The 20,790-nt window shown below is 73.3% G+C and carries 17 protein-coding genes; 10 read left to right on the forward strand and 7 right to left on the reverse strand.

Annotated elements, in window-relative coordinates; translation table 11 throughout:
* Nucleotides 1-130: 130 nt before the first annotated feature.
* Complete coding sequence (locus ACQP2P_RS04990; protein ID WP_433613706.1) at nucleotides 131-1,267, reverse strand: LCP family protein; 1,137 nt, start codon at nucleotides 1,265-1,267, stop codon at nucleotides 131-133.
* Between the two features lie 334 nt (nucleotides 1,268-1,601).
* On the opposite strand from ACQP2P_RS04990, the gene ACQP2P_RS04995 reads away from it, so the two are divergent.
* A complete protein-coding gene (locus ACQP2P_RS04995) occupies nucleotides 1,602-2,657 on the forward strand; it encodes a Gfo/Idh/MocA family oxidoreductase (RefSeq protein WP_433613708.1) in 1,056 nt (351 codons plus the stop codon).
* 61 nt (nucleotides 2,658-2,718) lie between these two features.
* Nucleotides 2,719-3,630, forward strand: a complete 912-nt coding sequence (gene sigJ / locus ACQP2P_RS05000; RefSeq protein ID WP_433613710.1) for an RNA polymerase sigma factor SigJ — start codon at nucleotides 2,719-2,721, stop codon at nucleotides 3,628-3,630.
* A 107-nt stretch (nucleotides 3,631-3,737) separates the two neighbouring features.
* On the opposite strand, the gene ACQP2P_RS05005 is transcribed toward sigJ, so the two are convergent.
* Nucleotides 3,738-4,850, reverse strand: a complete 1,113-nt coding sequence (locus tag ACQP2P_RS05005) for a glycosyltransferase (RefSeq protein ID WP_433613712.1) — start codon at nucleotides 4,848-4,850, stop codon at nucleotides 3,738-3,740.
* A gap of 331 nt (nucleotides 4,851-5,181) precedes the next feature.
* On the opposite strand from ACQP2P_RS05005, the gene ACQP2P_RS05010 reads away from it, so the two are divergent.
* Together ACQP2P_RS05010 and ACQP2P_RS05015 are read left to right on the forward strand one after the other, a co-directional pair.
* Entirely contained in the window at nucleotides 5,182-6,231 is a 1,050-nt protein-coding gene (locus tag ACQP2P_RS05010) for an NADPH:quinone reductase (protein ID WP_433613714.1), read from the forward strand.
* 145 nt (nucleotides 6,232-6,376) lie between these two features.
* Nucleotides 6,377-7,171: a TIGR02452 family protein gene (locus tag ACQP2P_RS05015; protein ID WP_433613716.1), complete on the forward strand. Its 795-nt coding sequence runs from the start codon at nucleotides 6,377-6,379 to the stop codon at nucleotides 7,169-7,171.
* Nucleotides 7,172-7,216: 45 nt separating this feature from the next.
* On the opposite strand, the gene ACQP2P_RS05020 is transcribed toward ACQP2P_RS05015, so the two are convergent.
* The 3 genes from ACQP2P_RS05020 to eccB form a co-directional block, all read right to left on the reverse strand.
* Nucleotides 7,217-7,513, reverse strand: a complete 297-nt coding sequence (locus ACQP2P_RS05020; RefSeq protein ID WP_433083582.1) for a WXG100 family type VII secretion target — start codon at nucleotides 7,511-7,513, stop codon at nucleotides 7,217-7,219.
* A gap of 22 nt (nucleotides 7,514-7,535) precedes the next feature.
* Nucleotides 7,536-7,841, reverse strand: a complete 306-nt coding sequence (locus tag ACQP2P_RS05025; protein WP_433083584.1) for a WXG100 family type VII secretion target — start codon at nucleotides 7,839-7,841, stop codon at nucleotides 7,536-7,538.
* A 149-nt stretch (nucleotides 7,842-7,990) separates the two neighbouring features.
* Entirely contained in the window at nucleotides 7,991-9,397 is a 1,407-nt protein-coding gene (eccB, locus tag ACQP2P_RS05030; RefSeq protein WP_433613718.1) for a type VII secretion protein EccB, read from the reverse strand.
* Between the two features lie 88 nt (nucleotides 9,398-9,485).
* Between eccB and ACQP2P_RS05035 the strand changes: the two genes are divergently transcribed.
* Nucleotides 9,486-10,241, forward strand: coding sequence for an SUKH-3 domain-containing protein (locus ACQP2P_RS05035; RefSeq protein WP_433613720.1), 756 nt, complete (start codon nucleotides 9,486-9,488; stop codon nucleotides 10,239-10,241).
* 78 nt (nucleotides 10,242-10,319) lie between these two features.
* On the opposite strand, the gene eccD is transcribed toward ACQP2P_RS05035, so the two are convergent.
* Nucleotides 10,320-11,705, reverse strand: coding sequence for a type VII secretion integral membrane protein EccD (eccD, locus tag ACQP2P_RS05040; protein WP_433613722.1), 1,386 nt, complete (start codon nucleotides 11,703-11,705; stop codon nucleotides 10,320-10,322).
* A 106-nt stretch (nucleotides 11,706-11,811) separates the two neighbouring features.
* Between eccD and eccCa the strand changes: the two genes are divergently transcribed.
* The 3 genes from eccCa to ACQP2P_RS05055 all read left to right on the forward strand — a co-directional run bounded on the left by eccCa (nucleotide 11,812) and on the right by ACQP2P_RS05055 (nucleotide 18,260).
* Nucleotides 11,812-15,765, forward strand: coding sequence for a type VII secretion protein EccCa (gene eccCa, locus ACQP2P_RS05045; protein WP_433613724.1), 3,954 nt, complete (start codon nucleotides 11,812-11,814; stop codon nucleotides 15,763-15,765).
* 82 nt (nucleotides 15,766-15,847) lie between these two features.
* On the forward strand, nucleotides 15,848-16,495 hold the full coding sequence (locus ACQP2P_RS05050; RefSeq protein ID WP_433613726.1) for a hypothetical protein: 648 nt from the start codon (nucleotides 15,848-15,850) through the stop codon (nucleotides 16,493-16,495).
* Nucleotides 16,496-16,508: 13 nt separating this feature from the next.
* Nucleotides 16,509-18,260: a hypothetical protein gene (locus ACQP2P_RS05055; protein ID WP_433613728.1), complete on the forward strand. Its 1,752-nt coding sequence runs from the start codon at nucleotides 16,509-16,511 to the stop codon at nucleotides 18,258-18,260.
* A 331-nt stretch (nucleotides 18,261-18,591) separates the two neighbouring features.
* Here ACQP2P_RS05055 and mycP read toward each other — a convergent pair whose 3' ends face one another.
* Nucleotides 18,592-19,926 carry a type VII secretion-associated serine protease mycosin gene (mycP, locus tag ACQP2P_RS05060; protein ID WP_433613730.1) on the reverse strand — a complete coding sequence of 445 codons (1,335 nt, stop codon included), beginning with the start codon at nucleotides 19,924-19,926 and terminating at the stop codon, nucleotides 18,592-18,594.
* A gap of 93 nt (nucleotides 19,927-20,019) precedes the next feature.
* On the opposite strand from mycP, the gene ACQP2P_RS05065 reads away from it, so the two are divergent.
* On the forward strand, nucleotides 20,020-20,439 hold the full coding sequence (locus ACQP2P_RS05065) for a YbaB/EbfC family nucleoid-associated protein (protein ID WP_433613732.1): 420 nt from the start codon (nucleotides 20,020-20,022) through the stop codon (nucleotides 20,437-20,439).
* Nucleotides 20,436-20,765: a hypothetical protein gene (locus ACQP2P_RS05070; RefSeq protein WP_433613734.1), complete on the forward strand. Its 330-nt coding sequence runs from the start codon at nucleotides 20,436-20,438 to the stop codon at nucleotides 20,763-20,765. The genes ACQP2P_RS05065 and ACQP2P_RS05070 overlap by 4 nt, the downstream gene beginning before the upstream one ends.
* Nucleotides 20,766-20,790: the final 25 nt, after the last annotated feature.

The raw sequence follows: 20,790 nt of genomic DNA on the forward strand, positions 1-20,790 counted from the left end.
AGCTCGCATCCGAGCTCACCGCGCGGACGCGGCGCCTGCGCGAAGCCGGCCGTTGAGCGGGTCGTCGCAAGTCCACGTCCGCGCCGTGCGCGTGCGGGTCCGCGCGGCCGGAGTTGCCGGTGCCGGCTCGCTACTTGGTGGGCTCCGGGAGCGGCCTGTCCTCGCGCAGGGCGTCGAAGAACGGCTTGACCAGCTCGGTGTCGGCCAGGACCACCGACTCGTCGCCCTTCATGCCGGTGCCCTTCGTCGGGCTGGTGTAGGCGGTCACGTCGTCGCCGCGGATGTTGCGCAGCTCCATGGCCATGTCGAACATGTTCAGCGTGTCGTCGACGGTGGCCGCGTCGGCGGTGGCGTGCAGGAAGTCGTTGAGCTTGCCCGGGCTGCTCAGGGTGCCGCCCGAGGCGGCCTTGTTCAGCACGGCCTTGATGACCTGCTGCTGGTGGCGGATCCGGGCGAAGTCGCCGTCCTGGAAGGCGTAGCGCTCGCGGGCGTAGTCCAGGGCGGTCGCGCCGTCCATGGTCTGCAGCCCCTTCTCGAAGTGGCGGGTGCCCGAGGGGTCCAGCGAGTGGGTCGAGGTGAAGCTCTCCGACACGTTGATGTCCACGCCGCCGAGGGCGTCGACGATCTCCTTGAAGCCGGAGAAGTCGACCATCACGACGTGATCGATGCGAATGTTCGTGAACCTCTCGACAGTCTGCACGATGCCGGGCACGCCACCCCACGCGTAGGCGGCGTTGATCTTGGCTTCCCGGTTGCCGTACTGGCTCTTCGGGGCCTTCGGGACGTACACCCACGTGTCCCTGGGGATCGAGACCATCTGAGCCTTGGTGTGGGTCTGGTTCAGGTGCAGCACGATGATCGTGTCGCTGCGGGAGCCGTCCTGGTTGTCCGGGTTCCGTGAGTCGCTGCCCAGCAGCAGGAAGTTCATCGCGTTCTTCGCCGCCTCGGCCTTCTGGGGGCGTTCGGCCTCGGGGACCCCGCCGAAGGCGTCGACCCGATCGACGCTCGACGCCACCGAGTTGAGCCAGAGGGCGGTGCCGCCGAACGCCACGCCGATCAGCACGGCGAGTGACGCGACGATGACCAGCGCGATCCGGGTCCCGCGGCCGAACCGCCGCTTCGGGGGAGCCGGCGCCGGCTCCACCAGCGGCGAATCCACCACGGGCGAATCCACACCGGACGAGCGCGGAGCGCGGCGAGGAGCCGGAATGCGCTCGATCACCTCGGTGGGGTCGTCGTCGGCAGCGTGGCGGCCTTGCGTTGGCATGGCAGGGATAGTACTGATGCGGCTCATCACCGCGGATCCGTCGAGCGGCCGGACGTGGGGGCCGCCCGCATGGGGACGGCCCCCCGCAGGGTCAGGAGAGTGCGCAGGCGTCCAGCCCGTCGACGCGGTCGTGGACGTGTTCGTCAGCGGCACCTCGCACTGAAAGGTCTCACCTCACGACGAGATGACCTTGTAGCTCGCCGAGCCCTCTCCAGCCGGAGGCCGAGCGGGAAGGCGAGGCCGAGGGGTTCATCGGCCGGCTCCCACGGCAACGCGCGCCGATGTTGTCCCAGCAGGCGACGGTGCCCGGTGGGCGAGATGGAAGACTGGCGCCATGAGCGACACCACCCTGCGCGTCGGGCTGATCGGCTACGGCCTGGCCGGCTCCGCGTTCCACGCGCCGTTGATCAGCACCACCCCCGGGCTCAGCCTGGCCGCGATCGTCACCTCGGACCCGGGCCGGCAGCACAGCGCGGCGGAGCGCTACCCGGACGCCCGCATCGTCGAGCGGGCCGAGGAGCTGTGGTCCGCGGGCGACCTCGACGCCGTCGTCGTCGCCTCGCCCAACCGCACCCACGCGCCGATGGCCCGCGCCGCGCTCGAGGCCGGGCTGTCCGTCGTCGTCGACAAGCCGCTCACCCCGACCTCGGCCGAGGCCGAGGAGCTCGCGGCGCTGGCCGCGAAGCAGCAGAAGCTGCTGACCGTGTATCAGAACCGGCGCTGGGACGGCGACTTCCGCACCGTGCGCCGGCTCGTCGCGGAGGGCCGGCTCGGCCGGGTGCTGCGCCTGGAGTCCCGCTTCGACCGGTGGCGCCCGGTGCCCAAGGGGGGCTGGCGCGAGAGCGGCGACCCGGCCGAGGCCGGCGGCCTGCTGTACGACCTCGGCAGCCACCTCGTCGACCAGGCGCTGCAGCTGCTCGGCCCCGCGACCGAGGTGTACGCCGAGGCGCACACCCGCCGCGCCGGGCTCACCGTGGACGACGACACGTTCATCGCGCTGCGGCACGAGGGCGACGCGCGCTCGCACCTGTGGGCCACGACGCTCGCGGCCAAGTCCGGCCCGCGGCTGCGGGTGCTGGGCGACCGCGGGGCCTACACGAAGTACGGCCTCGACGTGCAGGAGGACGCGCTGCGCGCGGGCCGGCTGCCCACCGAGCCCGGCTGGGGCCAGGAGGAGCCGGAGACGTTCGGGGTGCTCACCGACTACGACGGCGCCGACCACACGGTGCCGACCGATCCGGGGGCGTACCAGGAGTTCTACGCCGGTTTCGCGGCCGCCCTGCGCGACGGCGCCCCGAGCCCGGTCGACGTGCACGACGCCATCGCCGCGCTGAAGGTGCTGGAGGCGGCCCGCCGCTCGGCCGACACCGGCGAGGTCGTCAAGCTCTGATGCCACGGCTCTGAGGCACCGCTGATGTCACACATCCGGCGGCGGTGACGTCTTGTCACGCATGGGCTCCGATGACTTCACGCCGCACCGCCGCCGGCTGCTCGACGTCGCCTACCGCATCCTCGGCACCGTCACGGATGCCGAGGACGTGGTCCAGGAGGCTTGGCTGCGCTGGTCCGCCGCCGACCGGTCCGGCGTCGGCAGCCCGCAGGCGTTCCTGGTCACGGTGACCACCCGGCTCGCCATCGACCGGCTGCGCCAGGTCCGGGCCCGCCGCGAGGCCTACCCGGGCGCCTGGCTGCCGGAGCTGATCAGCACCCAGCCCGACCCGCAGGCGCGTGCGGAGCTGGCCGAGACCGTCGAGCTGGCGCTGCTGGTCGTGCTGGAGACGCTGTCGCCGCTGGAGCGGGCCGCGTTCGTCCTGCACGAAGCCTTCGGCCTCTCCCACGCCGAGGTCGCCGAGGTCATCGGCCGCAGCGAGGCCGCGACCCGCCAGCTGGCCCGGCGCGCCCGCGACCACGTGCGCGAGGCCCGCCCCCGCTACACGGCCGATCGGGACCAGCGCCGCCGGCTCACCGAGCGCTTCCTCGCCGCCTGCTTCGGCGGCGACCTGGCCGGCCTCGTCGACCTGCTCGCCGCCGACGTGCGGCTGGTCGCCGACGGGGGCGGGCGCGCGAAGGCGCCGCTGCGGGTCATCGAGAGTGCCGAGCGCGTCGGGCGCTTCCTCACCGCGATCTGCGACGACGAGGGCGCCCAGCGCTTCCTCGCCTCCATCGGCCTGCCCACCCCGGCCGCGTTCGAGACCGCGATCGAGGACGTCAACGGCGCCCCGGCGATCGTGGCGCGGGTGGGGGAGCGGGTGATCGGGGTCCTCGCGGTGGAGCCGGACGGGGAGCGCGTCGGCACGGTGTTCCTCGTCGCCAACCCCGAGAAGCTCGCCCGGGTGTCACGCCCCGCGTCCACACCCGCATGAGGAACTCCTCGCCGCGCGGTCGAGGCCGTGTCCGTGAGCGTGGGTGTGGGTGTGGAACTTTCACCGTCCGCGTCGTCGAAGGCGTCGACGACGCGTGCGTGACGGAGTCAGGCCAGCATGGCCTCCAGGCGGTCGGCGGCCCGCTCCGGGCCGGCCGGCGTGGGCTCCGTGAACCCCGCCGCCCGGGCCCCGTAGCCGGTGTCGGTGAGGGCCGCCCACAGCCGGTCGGCGGCCGCCTCCGGGGTCCAGGCGCCGACCGGCAGCCAGCGCGCCAGGTCGTGCCGGGCCAGCCGCTGGGCCACGTCCGGCCGGTCGGCGCCGTGCGCCAGGATCACCTGCGGCGTGCCCGAGAGCAGGGCGCGCACGGCGGTGCCGATCCCGCCGTGGTGCAGGATCGCGCCGCACTGGGGCAGCGCCGAGGGGAAGGGCAGGCGGCGGTACCACGCAAAGCCCCCGACCCGCTCCGGCGAGACGACCACGACCGGGTGGTCGACCAGCCCGGCCGCGGCGAGGGCGACCTCGTAGTACCGCGGATGCGGCATCTGCCCCGTCCCGCCCGTCACGAGGATCGGGCGCCCGGGCAGCTCCACGGTCTCGCCGTCCTCGTCCCCGCAGACGAATCCGGTCAGCGCCGCCCGCGACCGCATCCCCGCCGCGTCGAACCAGCCCGGCCACAGCCCCAGCGTCGGCACGCGCAGGAACCCGGCCCAGTCGGCCACCGGCGCCAGCCCGAGCCCGGCCCGCACCGCGTCGACACCCGCGGCCAGCCCCTTGCGCGCGTGCGTCGCGGCGACCGGGGCCACCATCAGCTGCACCGGGGCGACCGCGACCCAGACCGCCGGCGCGCCGAGCAGGTCCGCGGCGACCAGCACCGACAGCGCCGAGGTGTGCCGGCCCACGAGCACCGTCTCGCCGGGCCGGTGCCGCTCGGCCAGCAGCTCGACCTCGCGGCGCAGGTCGTCGAAGAGACCCCGCGCCTCGTAGGAGCGGCGCAGGTCGTCCGGGTGCCGCACGGCCAGCGGCTCGGGGGTGTGCGCATGCTGCTCGCGGTAGCGCTCCTCGGTGTCGATGGCGGCGAAGCCGTAGGGCGCGTGCCGGGCGAAGGGCGCGTGGCTCACGAGCGTCACGTCGTGGCCGCGCGCGGCCAGCGCGGCACCGACGCGCGCGAACGGCAGGACGTCGCCGGCCGTGCCGTGCGCGACGAGCAGGAAGACCGCCATGGCGGTGGAGTATGACCACGGCGGCGGCCCCGTTTCAAGACCGCGGAATCCGAAGATCGAAATACGTGCACATTGACGCTGGGCGCGCCTCGCGGCCGTTGCGGCGCAACCCGCTCCTTCTGAGACTCCGGAATGTCGGAGGTCACGATCACCGAGCCGGCGCCGCGGGCCCCGGGTGCACCGGGCCGCGAGGGTGAATGTCGGGGTGACCGTCGGCGTCGGCCAGGGCTGCGCGTGCCGGTCATCCGCGACGTGCCGGCCCTGTCGCTCGGGTCCTCGACGGCCGCGGCGCCACCCTGTTCCGCGAGGCGGTGGCGGCTACGTTAGCCGTATGAGCGAGAACTACAGGGCGATCGTGTATACCGAGTTCGGTGAGGCCTCGGTGCTGAACGTGACCGAGCGGGAGCTCGTGGAGCCGGGGCCGGGTGAGGTACGCGTCCGGGTGGCCGTCTCCGGAGTGAACCCGACCGACTGGAAGACCCGCACCGGCGCCACCGCCATGGCGCCCGTCTCCGCCGAGGGGCAGGTGCCCAACCAGGACGGCGCCGGGGTGATCGACGCCGTCGGGCCCGGGGTGAGCGGGCTGGCCGTGGGCGACCGCGTGTGGCTGGTCATGGCGGCCTACCAGCGGCCGGGGAGCGGCACCGCGCAGGAGTTCACGGTGGTGCCGGCCGATCGGGTGGTACCGCTGCCGGACACGGCGTCGTTCGAGGCCGGTGCGAGTCTGGGCGTGCCCGCGATGACCGCGCACCGGGCGCTCACCGTGCACGAGGGCGCGCCCGCGCGGCTGGCCCCCGGCGCGCTCGCCGGCCGCAACGTCCTCGTCGCCGGCGGGGCCGGGGCCGTGGGCAACGCGGCGATCCAGCTCGCGGTCTGGGCCGGGGCCACGGTCGCGGCCACGGTCAGCTCACCGGAGAAGGCGGAGCTGGCCCGCCGGGCCGGGGCGCACCACGTGGTCAACTACCGCGACGCCGACGCGGCCGAGCAGGTCCGGGCCGCGCTGCCCGGCGGGGCGGACGTGATCGTCGAGGTGGCCGCGGCCCACAACGCCGAGCTGAACCTGGCCGTGCTGCGCTCCGGCGGGACCATCGCGGTCTACGCCAACGACAGCTCCGGCGGGCCGCTCTCCTTGGACGTGCGGCGGCACATGGTGCTCAACGTGCGGTACCAGTTCGTGCTGCTCTACACCGTCCCGCCCCCGGCCCTGGCCGAGGGGGCCGCGGCGGTGAACGCGGCCCTGGCCGACGGCGCGCTGCGCTTCGGCGCCGAGGCCGGCCTGCCGTTGCACGAATATCCGCTCGACGAGACGGCGGCGGCGCACGCCGCGGTGGAGAACGGCGCAGTCGGCAAGGTGCTCATTCGCGTGGCCGGCGGTATGTAGGCGGACCCGGCACCAGGCCGCGTTCGCCGCGTTCGCCGCCTTCGCCGCCGAGGACGAGCCCGACGCCCGGTGGCGGCGACGGAGGCGGCGGGCCGCGCGGAAAATGCCCGGCTGCCGGAGGGAAGGCGCTGCTACGGTGTCGCCCGTGAGTGGCCGGCTGCGTGAGATCGCCCGTCAGACCGTTGCGATCGCCGAGCGCGGCGCCTACGTCAACGCCGCCGGCGCGACCGTGCCGGTGGCCGTCGCGGCCGCGGTGGCCGGCACCCGCCTGTTCGAGCCCGACGACCCCGTCCGGCCCGGCACCCCGGCCCCGGCCGTCGCCGTCGAGGTGACCCGCGAGTCGACGCTGGAGGCCGCGCGCCGGGCCGGCGACGGCGCCGCGACGCTCGTGTTCGCCTCGGCCAAGAACCCCGGCGGCGGCTTCCTCGGCGGCGCGAAGGCCCAGGAGGAGAGCCTGGCCCGCGCGTCCGCGCTCTACGCCTGCCAGCGCGCCGCGTCCGGCTTCTACGAGTTCCACCGCCACCAGCACGACCTGCGCTACAGCGACCAGGTCATCTACTCGCCGGCGGTACCGTGCTTCCGCGACGACGAGGGCCGCCTGCTCGACGCGCCCTTCCACACCGCGTTCCTCACCGCGGCCGCGCCGAACCTGGGCGCCGTGCTGCGCAGCCAGGCCGCCGACGCCGCCGGCGTGCCGGAGATCCTGCGCCGCCGGGCCACGCGGGTGCTGCGGATCGCGGCCGCATACGAGCACCGGACCCTGGTCCTGGGCGCCTGGGGCTGCGGCGTGTTCCGCAACGAGCCGGGCGAGGTGGCGCGGGCCTTCGCGGTGGCGATGCAGCGGGTGCCGTGCTTCGACCGCGTGATCTTCGCGATCCACGACCGCCTTCCGGGCACCCCGGTCTACCGCGCCTTCGCGGACGCCTTCCCCGCCGTGTAGCGCGATGGCCCGCCCCGTCCGGGATCGGGCCATCGCGCCTGCCGCTCAGCGCGAGAACTTGGCGACGTTGGCCTTCTCGCGGGCCTGCATGATCTCGGCGGACTTGAGCACGGCCCCCTTGATCCCGGTCAGCAGCTGGTGCAGGTCGTTGGCCGCGCTGGTCCACTCGGCCTTGCGCTGGGCGAACGCCTCCTGGGCGTCGCTCTGCCAGGTGTGCAGCAGCGGCGCGACCTGCTGGTCGACGCTGTCGAGCTCGGACTGCATCGACGACAGCGCGGCGCTGATGTCGGACGCGGCCTGGTTGAGCGCGGCGAATTCGACGACGATCTCGTCACCGGCCATGGTGTTCCCTCCCCGTTTCGGCTCAGTTGATCATCAGTGCGCGCGTGATCTCGCCGGCGCTCGCCCCGGCCTGCTGCATCTCCTGGCGCATCTCGTCGTCGCTCAGGGTGTAGTCGCGGCCCGCGGTCGACACGGCCTGCGCGATGCTGCGCAGCGCGACGTTGAGGTTCGCCACGTCGGTGTCGAAGCGGTCCTTGATGCCCTGGAACGAGGAGCCGCCGGCGCCCACCCAGGACGACTGCAGCGGGGTGAGCTCGTTCATCAGCTTGTTGAACATGCCAGTGAGCCGGTCCGCGGCCCCGTCGATCTCCTGAGCGGTCTTCGCCATGACCGCGGCGTCAGTGGTTACTCCCTTGCCGGCCATCGTCAGACCCACCTCCATTCGGATGCCGACGCCCCCGTGGGGCGGCGCTTGTGCATATCACCGTATCGAAGTTCTCCCACTTCCCGTAGTGGGCGGTTCCGCGCCGGGGCCGCTCAGCCCGTCAGCGGACGCTGCGCGGTCCTCGGGTCGAGCCCGGGTCCCGCGGGAATCCGGGCGACGACGAAGGACGGCAGCTCGATCGGCTTCACGGAACCGTAGCCGAACCACGCCAGCTGCGCGGGGGCCATCAGGGCGAACCGGCGGCCCTGGTCGGTGACGAGGAACACCTGGCCGGAGCCGGTGTCGGCGGACTGCGCCGAGCGCACGACCGCGCCGCCGCCCGACGGGACCACGACCCGCGTCGCGACCTGGTCGGTGGCGTTGCCGTTGGTCGCGATGCCGGCGCTGTCCGACTGCGGCTGGGCGTTGATGAGGAACTTGGGCGCGCCCTGCTTGTCGGCCCACGTGGTGCACAGCGGCGCCGCCGGGTCGACGGTCGCCATCGAGGGCACCTGGGCCGGCGGGTCGAGGTCGGACTTGGGCCGGTTGGCCTTGGACACGTTGGCGACCTCGGCGGCCTGGATCGCCTTGGCCTGCGGCGTCGCGTTCGGGTAGGCCGCCGCGGTGGCCGGATCGGCCAGGATCAGCGCCTGCTCGACCGCCGTGACCTGCACGATGTCGTTCGCGCGCACGAGATAGGCGGTGGTGGAGCCGCCGACGGTGACCGTGAGCACCTGGCCGATGAGGTAGTTCTTCATCGCGGTGGACGCCTTGCCCTTGTTGTCCACCTGCGGCTGGGTGATCGGCAGGCCCTGCGGCACCGTGTCGAGCCACGCCTCGTCGACGAGGACCCGCGGCTGCCCGTCGATGCCCATGGCGGCGAAGATCTGGCGGGAGTCGACACGGTACCGGTGACCGTTCCACACCAGGTAGTTCTTCTGGCTGCTGGTGTTGTCGCGCACGACGATGGCCGAGTCGCCGAGGTCCTGCCCGCCCGAGGGGGTCGTGCCGACCATGACGAGGCTCGAGACCGTGGCGCCGCCGCTGGAGTCGTGGCCGGCCACCGCGCACATCGACCACCCGGCGGCGCTCATCCGGCTCGCCGGGGGCAGCGCGTCGGGCGCCCCCGCGATGCCGATCAGCGGGCCGCGGGTGGCTCCGGTCAGCGACTCCCGCGAGACCGAGACGGTCGTGGCGGCCTGGCCGATCGCGAGCACCGCGGAGGCGTAGTTGGCGACCGGGTAGAGCACGCCGTCGCGGTACACGTACCGCGTCCCGGTCTCCTTCTCGATCACGACCGCGTTGGCGGCCTGCCAGGACGTGTTGCCACCGTGCTTGATGAGCCCGATCACCCCGAAGACGGCGAGCACCAGCACGGCGACCATCACGCTGGCGTACCCGGCACCGGCCAGCCGGCGGGTCGGCGACATCGACGGGTCGGCCTCACCCGAGACGAACGCGTTGACCACGCGCTGCATCAGGTACTGATACGACTGGATCTGTTCCCGTCGGGACGGCATGTCCGGTTGGTCCCCTCCCCGTGGCCCTCGCGCTTGCGGAGGGCTCGGCTGCATACGATAGGCCAGCGACCACGGAGGTGCGGCATTGGTGACGCCTGATGAAGCCACGCAGATCGCCCGGCCCTGGGCGCTGGCCGGCCTCCCGGCCAGCGGGGGCGACGTCGGGCTCCACGAGTTCGAGCACGGGTTCGTGGCCTGGGCCAAGGTGCCGCCGTCCGACCCGGACCGCCCGCCGGAGGTGATCGGGGCGCCCCTCGCCGTGATCGACAAGGAGTCGGGCGAGCTGACCACGTGGCCGTCGCTGTCGCCGCAGGCGGTCGCGGAGCTCTACGAGCTCGAACTGGCGGCCCGGCGCCGGTTTCCCGAGGACGTGCGGCAGGTGCTCACCGCCGCCGGCTGGAAGTCCAACCGCAACGTCGAGACCTGGGTCGCGAGCTGGCTGCGGGAGCTCTACGAGGCCACCCCCGGCCTGGAGCAACGCCTGCCGATCTTCCCGGTGGCCCGGCGCCTGCTCGAGGAGTTCGGCGGCCTGAGCTTCCGCCAGCTCAAGCAGCCGGGCGTGGCGACGGGCGGCTGGAGCGTGGAGTTCTGGCCGACGAAGGGCCGCGTGCTGGCCGACCTCTTCGCCGAGTTCGCGGGCGACCTGGGGATGCCGGTGTTCCCGCTGGCCTGGTTCGAGGACGGGCCGAGCGACATCGTGGTGGCGGCCGACGGGCGGGTCTTCCTGCTGCACGAGGCGGGGGAGTTCCTGATCGGCGCCGACCCGGACGAGGCGATGCGCCGGCTGGTCCGCGGCGAGCCCTTCGCCGAGGTCGACGATCACGGCGAGGTGCTGGGGTCCTGACCGGCGTTTGCCCGGCAGGCCGGGCCCTGCGCGGCGCGGGCCGCGCGCCCGCGCTGCGCACGGCTCGCGGGAGGTGGCTCAGCCGGCCAGGCCGCGAATCCAGCTGTAGACGCCCAGCACCTGACACACGATCGGGATCGTGGCCAGCACGAGCAGCACGTCGAAGATGTCGCCGAGCCGGCCCAGGTAGACCGAGGGCGGGCGCACGCTGTAGCGCATCCCGGCCGTCACCGCGAGCACCGCGAGGAGCAGCAGCCCCACCCCGACGCCGACCTGCACCGTCAGGCTCGCCCCGGTCAGGCGGGCCATCAGCAGCGCGAGCCCCGCCAGGCCGGTCAGCAGCAGCGGGAGCCGGTGCCGCACGGTGCCGAAGAGCCGCCCGCGCAACAGGTTCGCCGCGGCCACCACGCCGACCAGGATGCCGGTCATGATCCCCGGCTCGCGGCTGATCAGCCAGAACGAGGCGACGTTGAGCACCGCGGAGGCGAACAGCAGGCCGGTGAAGATCTCGTCCGCGCGGGCCACGGTGGCGTACGTCGTCGCGGCCGGCGGCACCGGGTCCTGCTGCAGCAGGTCGTCGGTGGTGCGGGGGAGCTGCGGCACCGGTACCTTGCCCAGCCGCACCGACGCCAGCGGCAGGGCCGGCGCGAGCAGGACCAGCAGGCCGACCAGGGCCGCGGCGCACTCGGGGGCGCCGAGCGAGGTCAGGCCGAGCAGGCCCGCGAGCACGCCCAGGGCCCCGGCGAAGATGCCCGCGACGAAGAGGCGGATGTTCGCGCCGACCGCGAGGTAGCCGATCACGGCGACGACGAGCAGCGCCCCCGCGCCCGTGAGCAGGTGCGGGGCGCCGAGGCGGGACAGCTTCTCGTCGCCGCCGAGCACGAGCAGGCCGCCTGCGAACGCGAACACCAGGCCGGCCGCGCCCAGGGTCGAGCCCGCGGTGGCGTCGGACATCGCCCGGGACAGCACGAAACCGCCGGTCAGCAGGCCCGCCGCGACCACGAGCGCGACGATGCCGGGCAGTGTCCAGGACGGCCCGGCGAGCAGCAGCAGCGCGAGGGTGCCCAGCAGCAGCAGCACGCCCGTGGCCAGGCCGGTGACGCGGGTCGCGGCCGGGGTCCACGGTGCGCCGTAGCGGCGGGCGCCGGCCGCGATCGCGTCGACCACGTCGTCGTACTCGAGCTCGGGCCACTCCTCGTAGCGCGGCGCGAGGTGCAGGATGTCGCCGTCGTGCACGTCCTGGGCGGCGAGCGTGCGGCTCATGTCGAGCGTGGTGCCGTCGGTGCGGCGCAGCACCCATCCGCCGTGGTCGAGCCCGTCGTCGGCGAGGGCCTCGCCGGCCCGGGGCAGCACCCCCGGCAGCAGCATGGCCAGCGGGATCTGCTCCGGAAGCGCCAGGTCGAGGCGCCGCTTGGGGGCCGCGAGCACCACCCGGGCCAGCCCGGCACCAACGTTCTCGGCCATCGACCGTGCTCCCCGCCGTTTCCGCCCGCCATCGAGAGTGCCCAACCTAGCAGCCCTCTGGTTAGCATGTGTGATCGAACGGGCGCTACGGGGAGGGTGGACTCGAGTGAGCACAGTCGTGCGCCGCAGGCCGTCGCGGCGGGCCGAGCCCGAGTATCCCTCGGGCGAGGTGCTGCTCGAGCCGCCGCCCGAGGTGCCCGCGCCCACCGGCAAGGGCTGGGCGCAGATGCTCATGATGATCCCGATGCTGGCCGGCTCCGGCTCGATGGCGCTCATGTTCGCCGGTCAGCGCGGCGGGCCCCTGGCCTACATGACGGGCGCGATGTTCGGCCTGTCCGCGATCGGCATGCTCGCCTCCCAGTTCGGTCAGAGCGCCGGCCCGGGGCGCCAGGAGATGCTGCTCGCCCGGCGCAACTACATGCGCCACCTCGCCCAGCGGCGCCGTCAGGTGCGCCGGGCCGGGCAGAAGCAGCGGGCGGCGCAGCTGTACCGCTACCCGGACCCCGACGCCTTGTGGTCGATCCCGGCCAGCCAGCGGCTCTGGGAGCGGCGCCCCGGCGACGCCGACTTCGGCATGGTGCGCATCGCGCTCGGCCCCCAGGACCTCGCGACGCCCCTGGTGCCCCCGGCGAGCAAGCCGCTGGAGGACCTCGACCCGATGTGCGCGGTCGCGCTGCGGCGGTTCATGACCACCTACGCCACCGTCGACGACCTGCCGATCGTGATGGCCCTCGACGGCTTCGCCCGCGTCTACATGCAGGGCGAGATCGAGCGCACCCGCGCCCTGGCCCGCGCGATCGTGGCCCAGGCGGCGGCCTTCCACTCCCCGGACGACCTGCTCGTGGCGGTGTGCGCCGGCCCGGCGAGCAGCGGGCACTGGGAGTGGGCGAAGTGGCTGCCGCACGCGCTGCACCCGAACCGCAACGACGCCCTCGGCCAGCTGCGCCTCGTCTCGACCAACGTGCCGGGCCTCGAGGCGATGCTCGACGACGTGCTCGGCTCCCGGCCCCGGTTCAACCCCGTCAGCAGCGCCGAGCGGGTCGGCGGCCCGCACCTGATCGTCGTGCTCGACGGCGGCGACGTGCTCGGCTCCGACCACCTCATGACGGAGGGCGGCGTCGAGGGCGTCACCGTGCTGGACCTGTCCACGCCGCCGCCCCGGCTGCTCGACCAGACCGCGCTCGTGCTCGGCATCGAGCCCGGCGGCGCCCTGTCCAGCAGCACCTTCGAGGGCAAGGCGGAGGTCGGGCGGGCCGACGGGCTCAGCCTGACCGAGACCGAGGGCCTGGCGCTGCAGCTCTCGCCGCTGCGGCTGTCGGCGGCCTCGCGCACCGAGCAGCGCGCCACCGGCACCATCGACCTCACCGACCTGCTCGAGATCGGCTCGCCCGACGACTACGACCCGACCCGCCACTGGGTGCCGCGGCCGCAGCGCGACCGGCTGCGGGTGCCGATCGGCTGGTCGCCGGACGGCACGATGGTCGAGCTGGACCTCAAGGAGTCGGCGCAGGACGGCATGGGCCCGCACGGCCTGCTCATCGGGGCCACCGGCTCCGGCAAGTCGGAGCTGCTGCGCACGCTGGTGCTCGCGCTCGCGGTCACGCACAGCTCCGAGGTGCTCAACTTCGTGCTCATCGACTTCAAGGGCGGCGCGACCTTCACCAAGCTCGACGTGCTGCCGCACACCAGCGCGGTGATCACCAACCTCGAGGACGAGCTGCCCCTGGTCGACCGCATGACCGACGCCATCAACGGCGAGCTGCTGCGGCGCCAGGAGCTGCTGCGCAAGGCCGGCATGTACGCCTCCCAGCGCGACTACGAGAAGGCCCGCACGGCCGGCGCCCCGCTGCAGCCGCTGCCGAGCCTGCTCATCATCTGCGACGAGTTCAGCGAGCTGCTCACCGCCAAGCCGGACTTCATCGACATGTTCGTGCAGATCGGGCGGGTCGGGCGGTCGCTGGGCGTGCACCTGCTGCTCGCGTCCCAGCGGCTGGAGGAGGGGCGCCTGCGAGGCCTGGACACGCACCTGTCGTACCGCATCGGCCTGCGAACCTTCTCGGCGGTCGAGAGCCGCATCGTCCTGGGCGACGTCGCGGCGTTCGAGCTGCCCCGCTCGCCCGGCCACGGCTACCTGCGCTTCGGCACCGAGCCGCTGCGGCGCTTCCGGGCCGCGTACGTCTCCGGCGTCTACCGCCGCGACACCGCCGTCGCCCTGGCCGCGGCCGGGGGCGGCCCGGTCGTGCGTGACTACGTCAGCGCATACGTCGCGCCGCCGGTGACCGAGGAGCCGGTGGTCGTCAAGGAGGAGGAGAACGTCGTCGGCGACAGCATGCTCGACCTGCTGGTCGACCGCATGCGCGGCAAGGGCATGCCGGCGCACCAGGTGTGGCTGCCGCCCCTGGCCGAACCGCCGTCGCTCGACGCGCTGCTGCCCTCGCGGATCGTGGACCCCGAGCGCGGCCTCACCGTGCAGGTGGCGGAGCTGCAGGGCAGCCTGCACGCCGTGCTCGGCATCGTGGACCGGCCGCTGGACCAGCGCCGCGACCCGGTCTGGTGGGAGCTGGCGGGCTCGGCCGGGCACGCGGTCGTGGTCGGCGGCCCGGGCAGCGGCAAGAGCACGATCCTGCGCAGCCTGGTGCTGAGCCTGGCCCTGTCGCACACCCCGCGCGAGGCCCAGTTCTACTGCCTCGACTTCGGCGGCGGCGCCCTGGGCACGCTGCGCGAGGTGCCGCACGTCGGCGGGGTCGCCACGCGGCTCGACCCGGGCGCGGTGCGCCGCACGGTCGCCGAGCTCTACGTGCTGCTGGCCGAGCGCGAACGGCGCTTCGCCGCGGCGGCCGTGGACTCGATGGCGACCTACCGCCGGGCCCGCCGGGCCGGGCAGCACGCCGACGACCCGTTCGGCGACGTGTTCCTGGTCATCGACGGCTGGTCGACGATCCGCTCCGACTTCGAGGACCTCGAGGGCGCGATCAACGACCTGACCAACCGCGGGCTGACGTACGGCGTCCACGTCATCGCCTCCGCGACGCGCTGGAACGACGTCCGGCCCGCGATCCGCGACCTCTTCGGCAGCCGCCTCGAGCTGCGCCTGGGCGATCCCAGCGACTCGCAGATCGACCGGCGCGCGGCGATGAACGTGCCCGACCGCACCCCGGGCCGCGGCATCGTCCCCGGCGGCCTGCAGTTCCTCGGCGCCCTGCCGCGCGTCGACGGGCAGCAGACGGTCGAGGACCTCTCCGACGGGGTCGAGAAGCTGGTCGCCGAGATCCGCCAGAGCTGGCCCGCCGCCGGTGCGCCGCCCGTGCGGCTGCTGCCGGCGATGCTGCCGTACGAGAGCCTGCCCGTCACCGATCGCGAGCGCTCCGGCATCCCGATCGGCATCGCGGAGGCGGACCTGCGCCCGGTCTGGGTGGACTTCGACCAGGACCCGCACTTCCTGCTCTTCGGCGACTCCGCGTCGGGCAAGAGCGCGTTCCTGCGGGCCTTCGGGCAGTCGCTCATTGATCGGTACGAGCTCAACGAGGCTCGCATGATCGTGATCGACTACCGGCGCAGCCTGCTCGGCGCGTTCGACAGCAAGCACCTCATCGGCACCGGTACCTCCGCGCAGACCGCGCAGACGATCATGACCGAGGTCGTGGGGGTGCTCAAGAGCCGGCTCCCGGGCCCGGACGTCACGATCGAGCAGCTGCGCAACCGCAGCTGGTGGAAGGGCCCGGAGCTGTACGTCCTCGTCGACGACTACGACCTGGTCGCCGGGGGCAGCACGAACCCGGTGACCCCGCTGCTGGACTTCCTCAGCCAGGCCCGGGACGTGGGCCTGCACCTGATTCTGACCCGGCGCACCGGCGGCGCGAGCCGCGCGCTCTACGAGCCGGTGCTCATGCGGCTGCGGGAGCTGGGCTCGCCCGGCATGCTGCTGTCCGGCGAGCGGGACGAGGGCGCCCTGCTGGGCAACGTGCGCTCCTCGCACCAGCCGCCCGGCCGCGGGTACTACGTGACGCGCAAGGAGGGCGGCCGGCTCGTCCAGCTCGCGTGGCGCCCGCCACCGAGCTGATGAACCCGAGCTTCTTGTGGTGCGGAACCGATATGATTGAGTTGGGTCTATCGGGTTCGACTTCGGCCGACGGGGAGGGCGAATGACCAGAGACGGTTACGAGTACAAGCCGGGGCACGACTCGTGGACACCGGTCGACCATTCGCCGATCAAGGTCAACGTGTCGAGCCTCGCCGACTACGTGAAGCTCGTCGGCAAAGAGGTCGAGGACTACAACACCAACCTCAAGGACGGCGTCCTGCCGATGACGAAGGTCCAGTCGACCTTCGCCGGCTTCGGCGAGGCCAAGCTCTACCGCGGGGCGCACGCCAACGCGCTGGCGGCGACGGGTGACCTGCTCAAGGACGTCTCGTTCAGCCTGCAGGCGATCACGCAGGCGGCGCTGGGGATCTACTACGAGTACCTCGGCGGTGACGACCTCGGCAAGGCCCACGTCGACGACGTCTACGACGTGTTCTGGCCGACCGACGGGCGCCCGACGCTGCAGGACCAGGTCAAGGCCGCCCAGCAGCAGGGGCAGGGCACGGACGACGCGCCCTTCACCGGCTCGGCGAACGCGGCCGAGCACCGCATGCAGACCGAGGGCGCCATCCCGCCCACCGACGGCTCGTCCTACTTCAACACCTGGGACCAGGGCTTCTCGGTGGGGGAGGGGGCCAACTCGTACTACGTGCACAGCAACGAGACCGACATGATGGGCGCCCCTGAAGACCCGCTGAAGAAGAAGTGAGACGGGGGAACCGATGACTGATCAGTACTACGGGTATGTGAAGTACACGCTTCCCCCGAGCGTTTCGCAGTACGACAACTACAGCGCCTCGAACCAGATCGTCGACTACGACCCCACCGACTGGGACGCCGAGTCGACGACGATCGAGATGATGTGGCCCTGGATCCAGATCGACTCCGACGCGCGCGCGACGGCCCTGGCCGACATGTGGCGCCGGGTGCACACGCTGCTGGACAACACGAGCCGCAACCTGCGGCGCTACACCGACGAGCTCGCGTCGCACTGGAACTCCGACGCGTCCAAGGTCTTCCTGCGCGAGATCGGGGCCTCGCTGTCCTCGATCGACGAGTGGAAGGACGTCGCCAACACCAACGCGACGGGCCTCGACGTGCTCGCCAGCACGATCAAGTACAACCAGAAGAAGGCTCTCGCGGTCTGGAACGAATACTGCCAGGCGATCAACAACCCCGGCAGCGTGCCCGGCTCCGCGCCCACGTCGAGGATCGTCGCGGCCGGCAAGGGCGGCGCGATCTCCAACACCGAGACCGACGACAACCGCAAGAAGCGGCTGGTCAAGCACTACACGGAGCAGATCAAGCCGTTCGTCAAGGACCTCGCGGACACGTATCTCAACGTGTACTACAACTTCCTGACGCACGGCTCGACGTACAAGGGCCCGACGAACGCGGCCGTGGCGGTGCAGCCGAAATTCCACGGCGGCGGCCCCGGCGGCAGCCTCCCGCCGCCGCCGATCCTGAACCCGCCGTCGATCCCGAAGACCAGCCCGCCGGACACGAGCCGGCTGCAGTCGCAGCTCGCGGGCCTCGGCGTGCCCGGCTACGACCCGGACCACGCCCTGACCCTGGCCGGCGGCGCGGTCGCGCCCCCGCTGCCGCCGCTGCCCGACATGCACCTGCCCCCGGCCCCCGGCGGCCCGGGCGTCGTGCCCTCGATGAACGTGCCGGGCCTGCCGGCGTTCCCGGGCGGCCCGAACCTCCGCACCGCCCGCGGCCTCGCGGGTCTGGACCCGGCCGAGGCGGCCCAGCGGCTCGGGCAAGGCCCCGGTCAGGGCCCCGGTGGCATGCGCCCCCAGCTGCCCGGCCGCCCGAACCTCTCGGGCCTGCGCCCGCCGCCCGGCGGCGGCGCCCGCCCGCCGATGCCGCCCGGCCGCGGCAACCCGAACCTGCGCGGGTCCAAGGGCCGCCTCCCCGGCGGCGTGCACGGCCCCGATCTGAGCGAGGAGACGGGGCGTGGTGCGCCGCGCAGTCCCATGCCGCCCCGCCTGGGCGGACGGCGCGGCCCCGGCGGCCCCTCGGGGCACATCGGCCCGGAGCACGAGCGCCTCGGCGGCCGCGGCAACGGCCTGCCGCCCGGCCAGCGGGGCGCGGGCCGCGCCGGCGCCCCGGGCGAGCGCCTCAACGGCCGCCGGGCGCCCGGCCTGCCGCTGGAGGAGCAGGAGGGCTTCAACCGCCAGGCCGCGCGCCCGGCGATCGAGGGCCGCGGGGGCATCAAGCGCCCGGCGGGCAGCCCGCTGCCGGAGGGCGAGGGCCGCGGCCCGGCCCTGCGCGGCCGCGGCGGCTCCGGCCCCGGCGAGTCGCCGTTCCGGCCGGTGCGCCGCGACCAGCGGGCCGAGCACGACGACTACGCGGAGGCGACGGAGGACGAGCTGTGGGCGGTGGAGCGGCCGAACCAGGGCGGCGCCGTCATCGACACGCCCAACCTGCCGCAGTCCCCGGAGGCCGGCCCGGCCATCGGGCGGTCGTGATCCTGGAGCACCATCCGCACCGTGCCCCTGCCGGACTGGCTTCGGCGGGGGCACGGTCACGTCGTGGCCGGTGCGGATAGTCCGGATACTGCGTGACCGTCAGCCCCTGCCGGACCGGCTTCGGCGGGGGCACGGCCGCATCGTGGCCGGTGCGGATGGTCCGGACCCTGCGTGACCGTCAGCCCCTGCCGGACCGGCTTCGGAGGGGGCACGGCCACATCGCAGCGCCGGTGCGGATACGTCCAGACACTCCGTGTCCGGACGTATCCGATTTATCGGTTATTTCATGAACGCGAGGTCCCGGTCGCTTGCGTCGAGGTTCTTGCGTTCGTCAGTCGGTGCGGGAACGGGTCGGGAGGGCGAAGAACACGTCCTCCGGCTCGATGTCCGGGTCCCGCTCCGGGCGCTTGACCGGCTGGACCTCGCCCGGGCGCCAGCCGCGGGCGCGGCCGCGGCGGGCGGCGCCGCGCAGGGCGAAGATCACCAGGGCGGCCACCAGGATCGCGAGGCCGGTGAAGGCGGCGATGCGTCCCGCCGTCTGCCAGCGGCTCAGGCGGGCCGCGGCGGCCGGGTCGCTCGCGGTGGCGGGGATCGGCGTCGGGGTGGCCGCGCCCTGCTTCGAGGGGGTCTCGTAGACGGCGCGGAAGGGGTCGACCAGGCCGTAGCCGAACTCGGTGCTGCGCTGCGCGCCCGCCATGCGATCCGCGGTCACCTGCAGCCGCCAGGCCACGTCACTGTTCTTGAGGCCCGGCTGGGCCGACCACACCAGCGCCGCGGCCGCGCTCACGATGGGCGCGGCGAAGCTGGTGCCCTTGTAGTACTGGTGGCCGTGCTCGCGCGTCGCGGCGAGCACGAGGTTGCCGGGGGCGGCGATGTCCACGTAGGAGCCGACCTGGGACTCGTCGACCCGGGTGCCGTCCTGGTTGACGCCGGCGACGCCGAGGACGCCGGGGTAGGCGGCCGGATACGACGGCGGGTCGTTCGGGATCGCGCTGCGCGCCGAGCCGATCGGCGGCGGGGTCGCCTCGGCGCTCACGTGGTGGTTGCCCACGGCGGCGACGACGAGCGCGCCCTTGGTGTTGATCGCGTAGTCGACGGCCTCGGCGACGGCGGGGTAGTCGGTGTCGAGGCTCAGCGAGACGTTGATGACGCGGGCGTTCTGGTCCGCCGCGTAGCGGATCGCCTTGGCGAACACGTCCGGCCCGGCGGCCTCGCCGTTGGTGCCGTCCTCGTGGTCGGAGACGCGGATCGGCAGGATCTTCACGCCGGGGGCCAGGCCCTCGAAGCCGACGCCGTTGGCGTGCTTGGCGGCGATGAGGCTCGCCACCGCCGTACCGTGCGACGTGCAGTCGAAGTCCGCCCCCGCCGCGTTGCGCAGGAAGTCGAAGCCGGGCAGCACCTGGCCCGCCAGCTGCGGATGGGCGCCGTCGACGCCGGAGTCGAGGACCGCGACCGTGATGCCGCCGCCGTTGGTGGTCGGCCAGACCCGCCCGATGCCGAAGGTCTGCTGCGGCCAGGGCGTCTCCTTGACCACCTCGCCCGCCTTGGCCGGGTTGCTGCACGTTGCGGCCGGGGGCGGGCCCGCGAGGGCGGTCCGGGGCACGGCGAGCGTCATCGCCGCGGCAGCGAGCGCTGCGGTGGCGGCGAACCAACGCTTGCGCTGCACGTCGGAGCCCTTCTGTGACATCGATACGCACTGGTGGCGTATTGCCGTTGTTGAGTATCGTACGGTTGGACGGCTTGCTACGGGGAGGGCATCATGGACAACCGTGCGCTCCGGGCGCGCGCCGACGAGCTCGCCGGCGAGCTCGAACGGATGCGCAGCGGCATGGGCACGCTGCAGCAGAAACTCCAGGCCATCACGGCGACGGCCAAGTCGGACGACGGGTTCATCACCGCCGTCGTCGGGCCCCGTGGCCAGCTGATCCGGCTGGACATCGATGCGCGCGTCTACCGTCGTCCGGACTCCCGCCAGCTCGCGCAGTCGATCACCAAGACGATCCAGGCGGCCTCGGCGGACGCGATGCGCCAGGTCACCGAGGCGTGCAAGCCGTTCATGGCCGAGTCGACCGTGCAGGCGCACCTGGAGTTCGACCTGCAGGGCATGACCCACAAGCTCGACTCCGAGCTCGGCCTGCTCGCCGCGGACATGGATGCGGAGAAGGAGAAGCAGCGATGACGGACAGCACTGCGGTCAACCCCACCCAGGCACTCGGGGCCGCGTCGCAGCTGACGACCACCGGCGACGCGATGCTCAAACGGTGGCGCGCCCTGCGGGCCCGGATCGACGAGCTCAACGCGAGCCAGCCGTGGGGCAACGACGAGCCGGGCAAGAACTTCAACAAGCACTACATGGAGGGCAAGCACCCGCCCTGCACCAGCGTGCTCGAGGGCGGCGAGAGCCTCGTCATCGCCATGTCGAAGCTCGGGGAGCAGGTCCGGGAGGGCGTCCAGGGCGTCGTCGACGTCGACGACCTCACCGCCGAGTGGTTCAAGAAGAAGTAGCGCTCCCCACCTGGGGTTCGACACG

It is taken from the genome of Dactylosporangium sp. CA-139114, from assembly GCF_050955725.1.
Classification (GTDB): domain Bacteria; phylum Actinomycetota; class Actinomycetes; order Mycobacteriales; family Micromonosporaceae; genus Dactylosporangium.

What these genes read in the sequence shown, in the direction of transcription:
- ACQP2P_RS04990 (WP_433613706.1), bottom strand. Translation starts at nt 1,267, where the DNA reads ATGCCAACGCAAGGCCGCCACGCTGCCGACGACGACCCCACCGAGGTG.
- ACQP2P_RS04995 (WP_433613708.1), top strand. Translation starts at nt 1,602, where the DNA reads ATGAGCGACACCACCCTGCGCGTCGGGCTGATCGGCTACGGCCTGGCC.
- sigJ (WP_433613710.1), top strand. Translation starts at nt 2,719, where the DNA reads ATGGGCTCCGATGACTTCACGCCGCACCGCCGCCGGCTGCTCGACGTC.
- ACQP2P_RS05005 (WP_433613712.1), bottom strand. Translation starts at nt 4,850, where the DNA reads ATGGCGGTCTTCCTGCTCGTCGCGCACGGCACGGCCGGCGACGTCCTG.
- ACQP2P_RS05010 (WP_433613714.1), top strand. Translation starts at nt 5,182, where the DNA reads ATGAGCGAGAACTACAGGGCGATCGTGTATACCGAGTTCGGTGAGGCC.
- ACQP2P_RS05020 (WP_433083582.1), bottom strand. Translation starts at nt 7,513, where the DNA reads ATGGCCGGTGACGAGATCGTCGTCGAATTCGCCGCGCTCAACCAGGCC.
- ACQP2P_RS05025 (WP_433083584.1), bottom strand. Translation starts at nt 7,841, where the DNA reads ATGGCGAAGACCGCTCAGGAGATCGACGGGGCCGCGGACCGGCTCACT.
- eccB (WP_433613718.1), bottom strand. Translation starts at nt 9,397, where the DNA reads ATGCCGTCCCGACGGGAACAGATCCAGTCGTATCAGTACCTGATGCAG.
- eccD (WP_433613722.1), bottom strand. Translation starts at nt 11,705, where the DNA reads ATGGCCGAGAACGTTGGTGCCGGGCTGGCCCGGGTGGTGCTCGCGGCC.
- ACQP2P_RS05050 (WP_433613726.1), top strand. Translation starts at nt 15,848, where the DNA reads ATGACCAGAGACGGTTACGAGTACAAGCCGGGGCACGACTCGTGGACA.
- ACQP2P_RS05055 (WP_433613728.1), top strand. Translation starts at nt 16,509, where the DNA reads ATGACTGATCAGTACTACGGGTATGTGAAGTACACGCTTCCCCCGAGC.
- ACQP2P_RS05065 (WP_433613732.1), top strand. Translation starts at nt 20,020, where the DNA reads ATGGACAACCGTGCGCTCCGGGCGCGCGCCGACGAGCTCGCCGGCGAG.
- ACQP2P_RS05070 (WP_433613734.1), top strand. Translation starts at nt 20,436, where the DNA reads ATGACGGACAGCACTGCGGTCAACCCCACCCAGGCACTCGGGGCCGCG.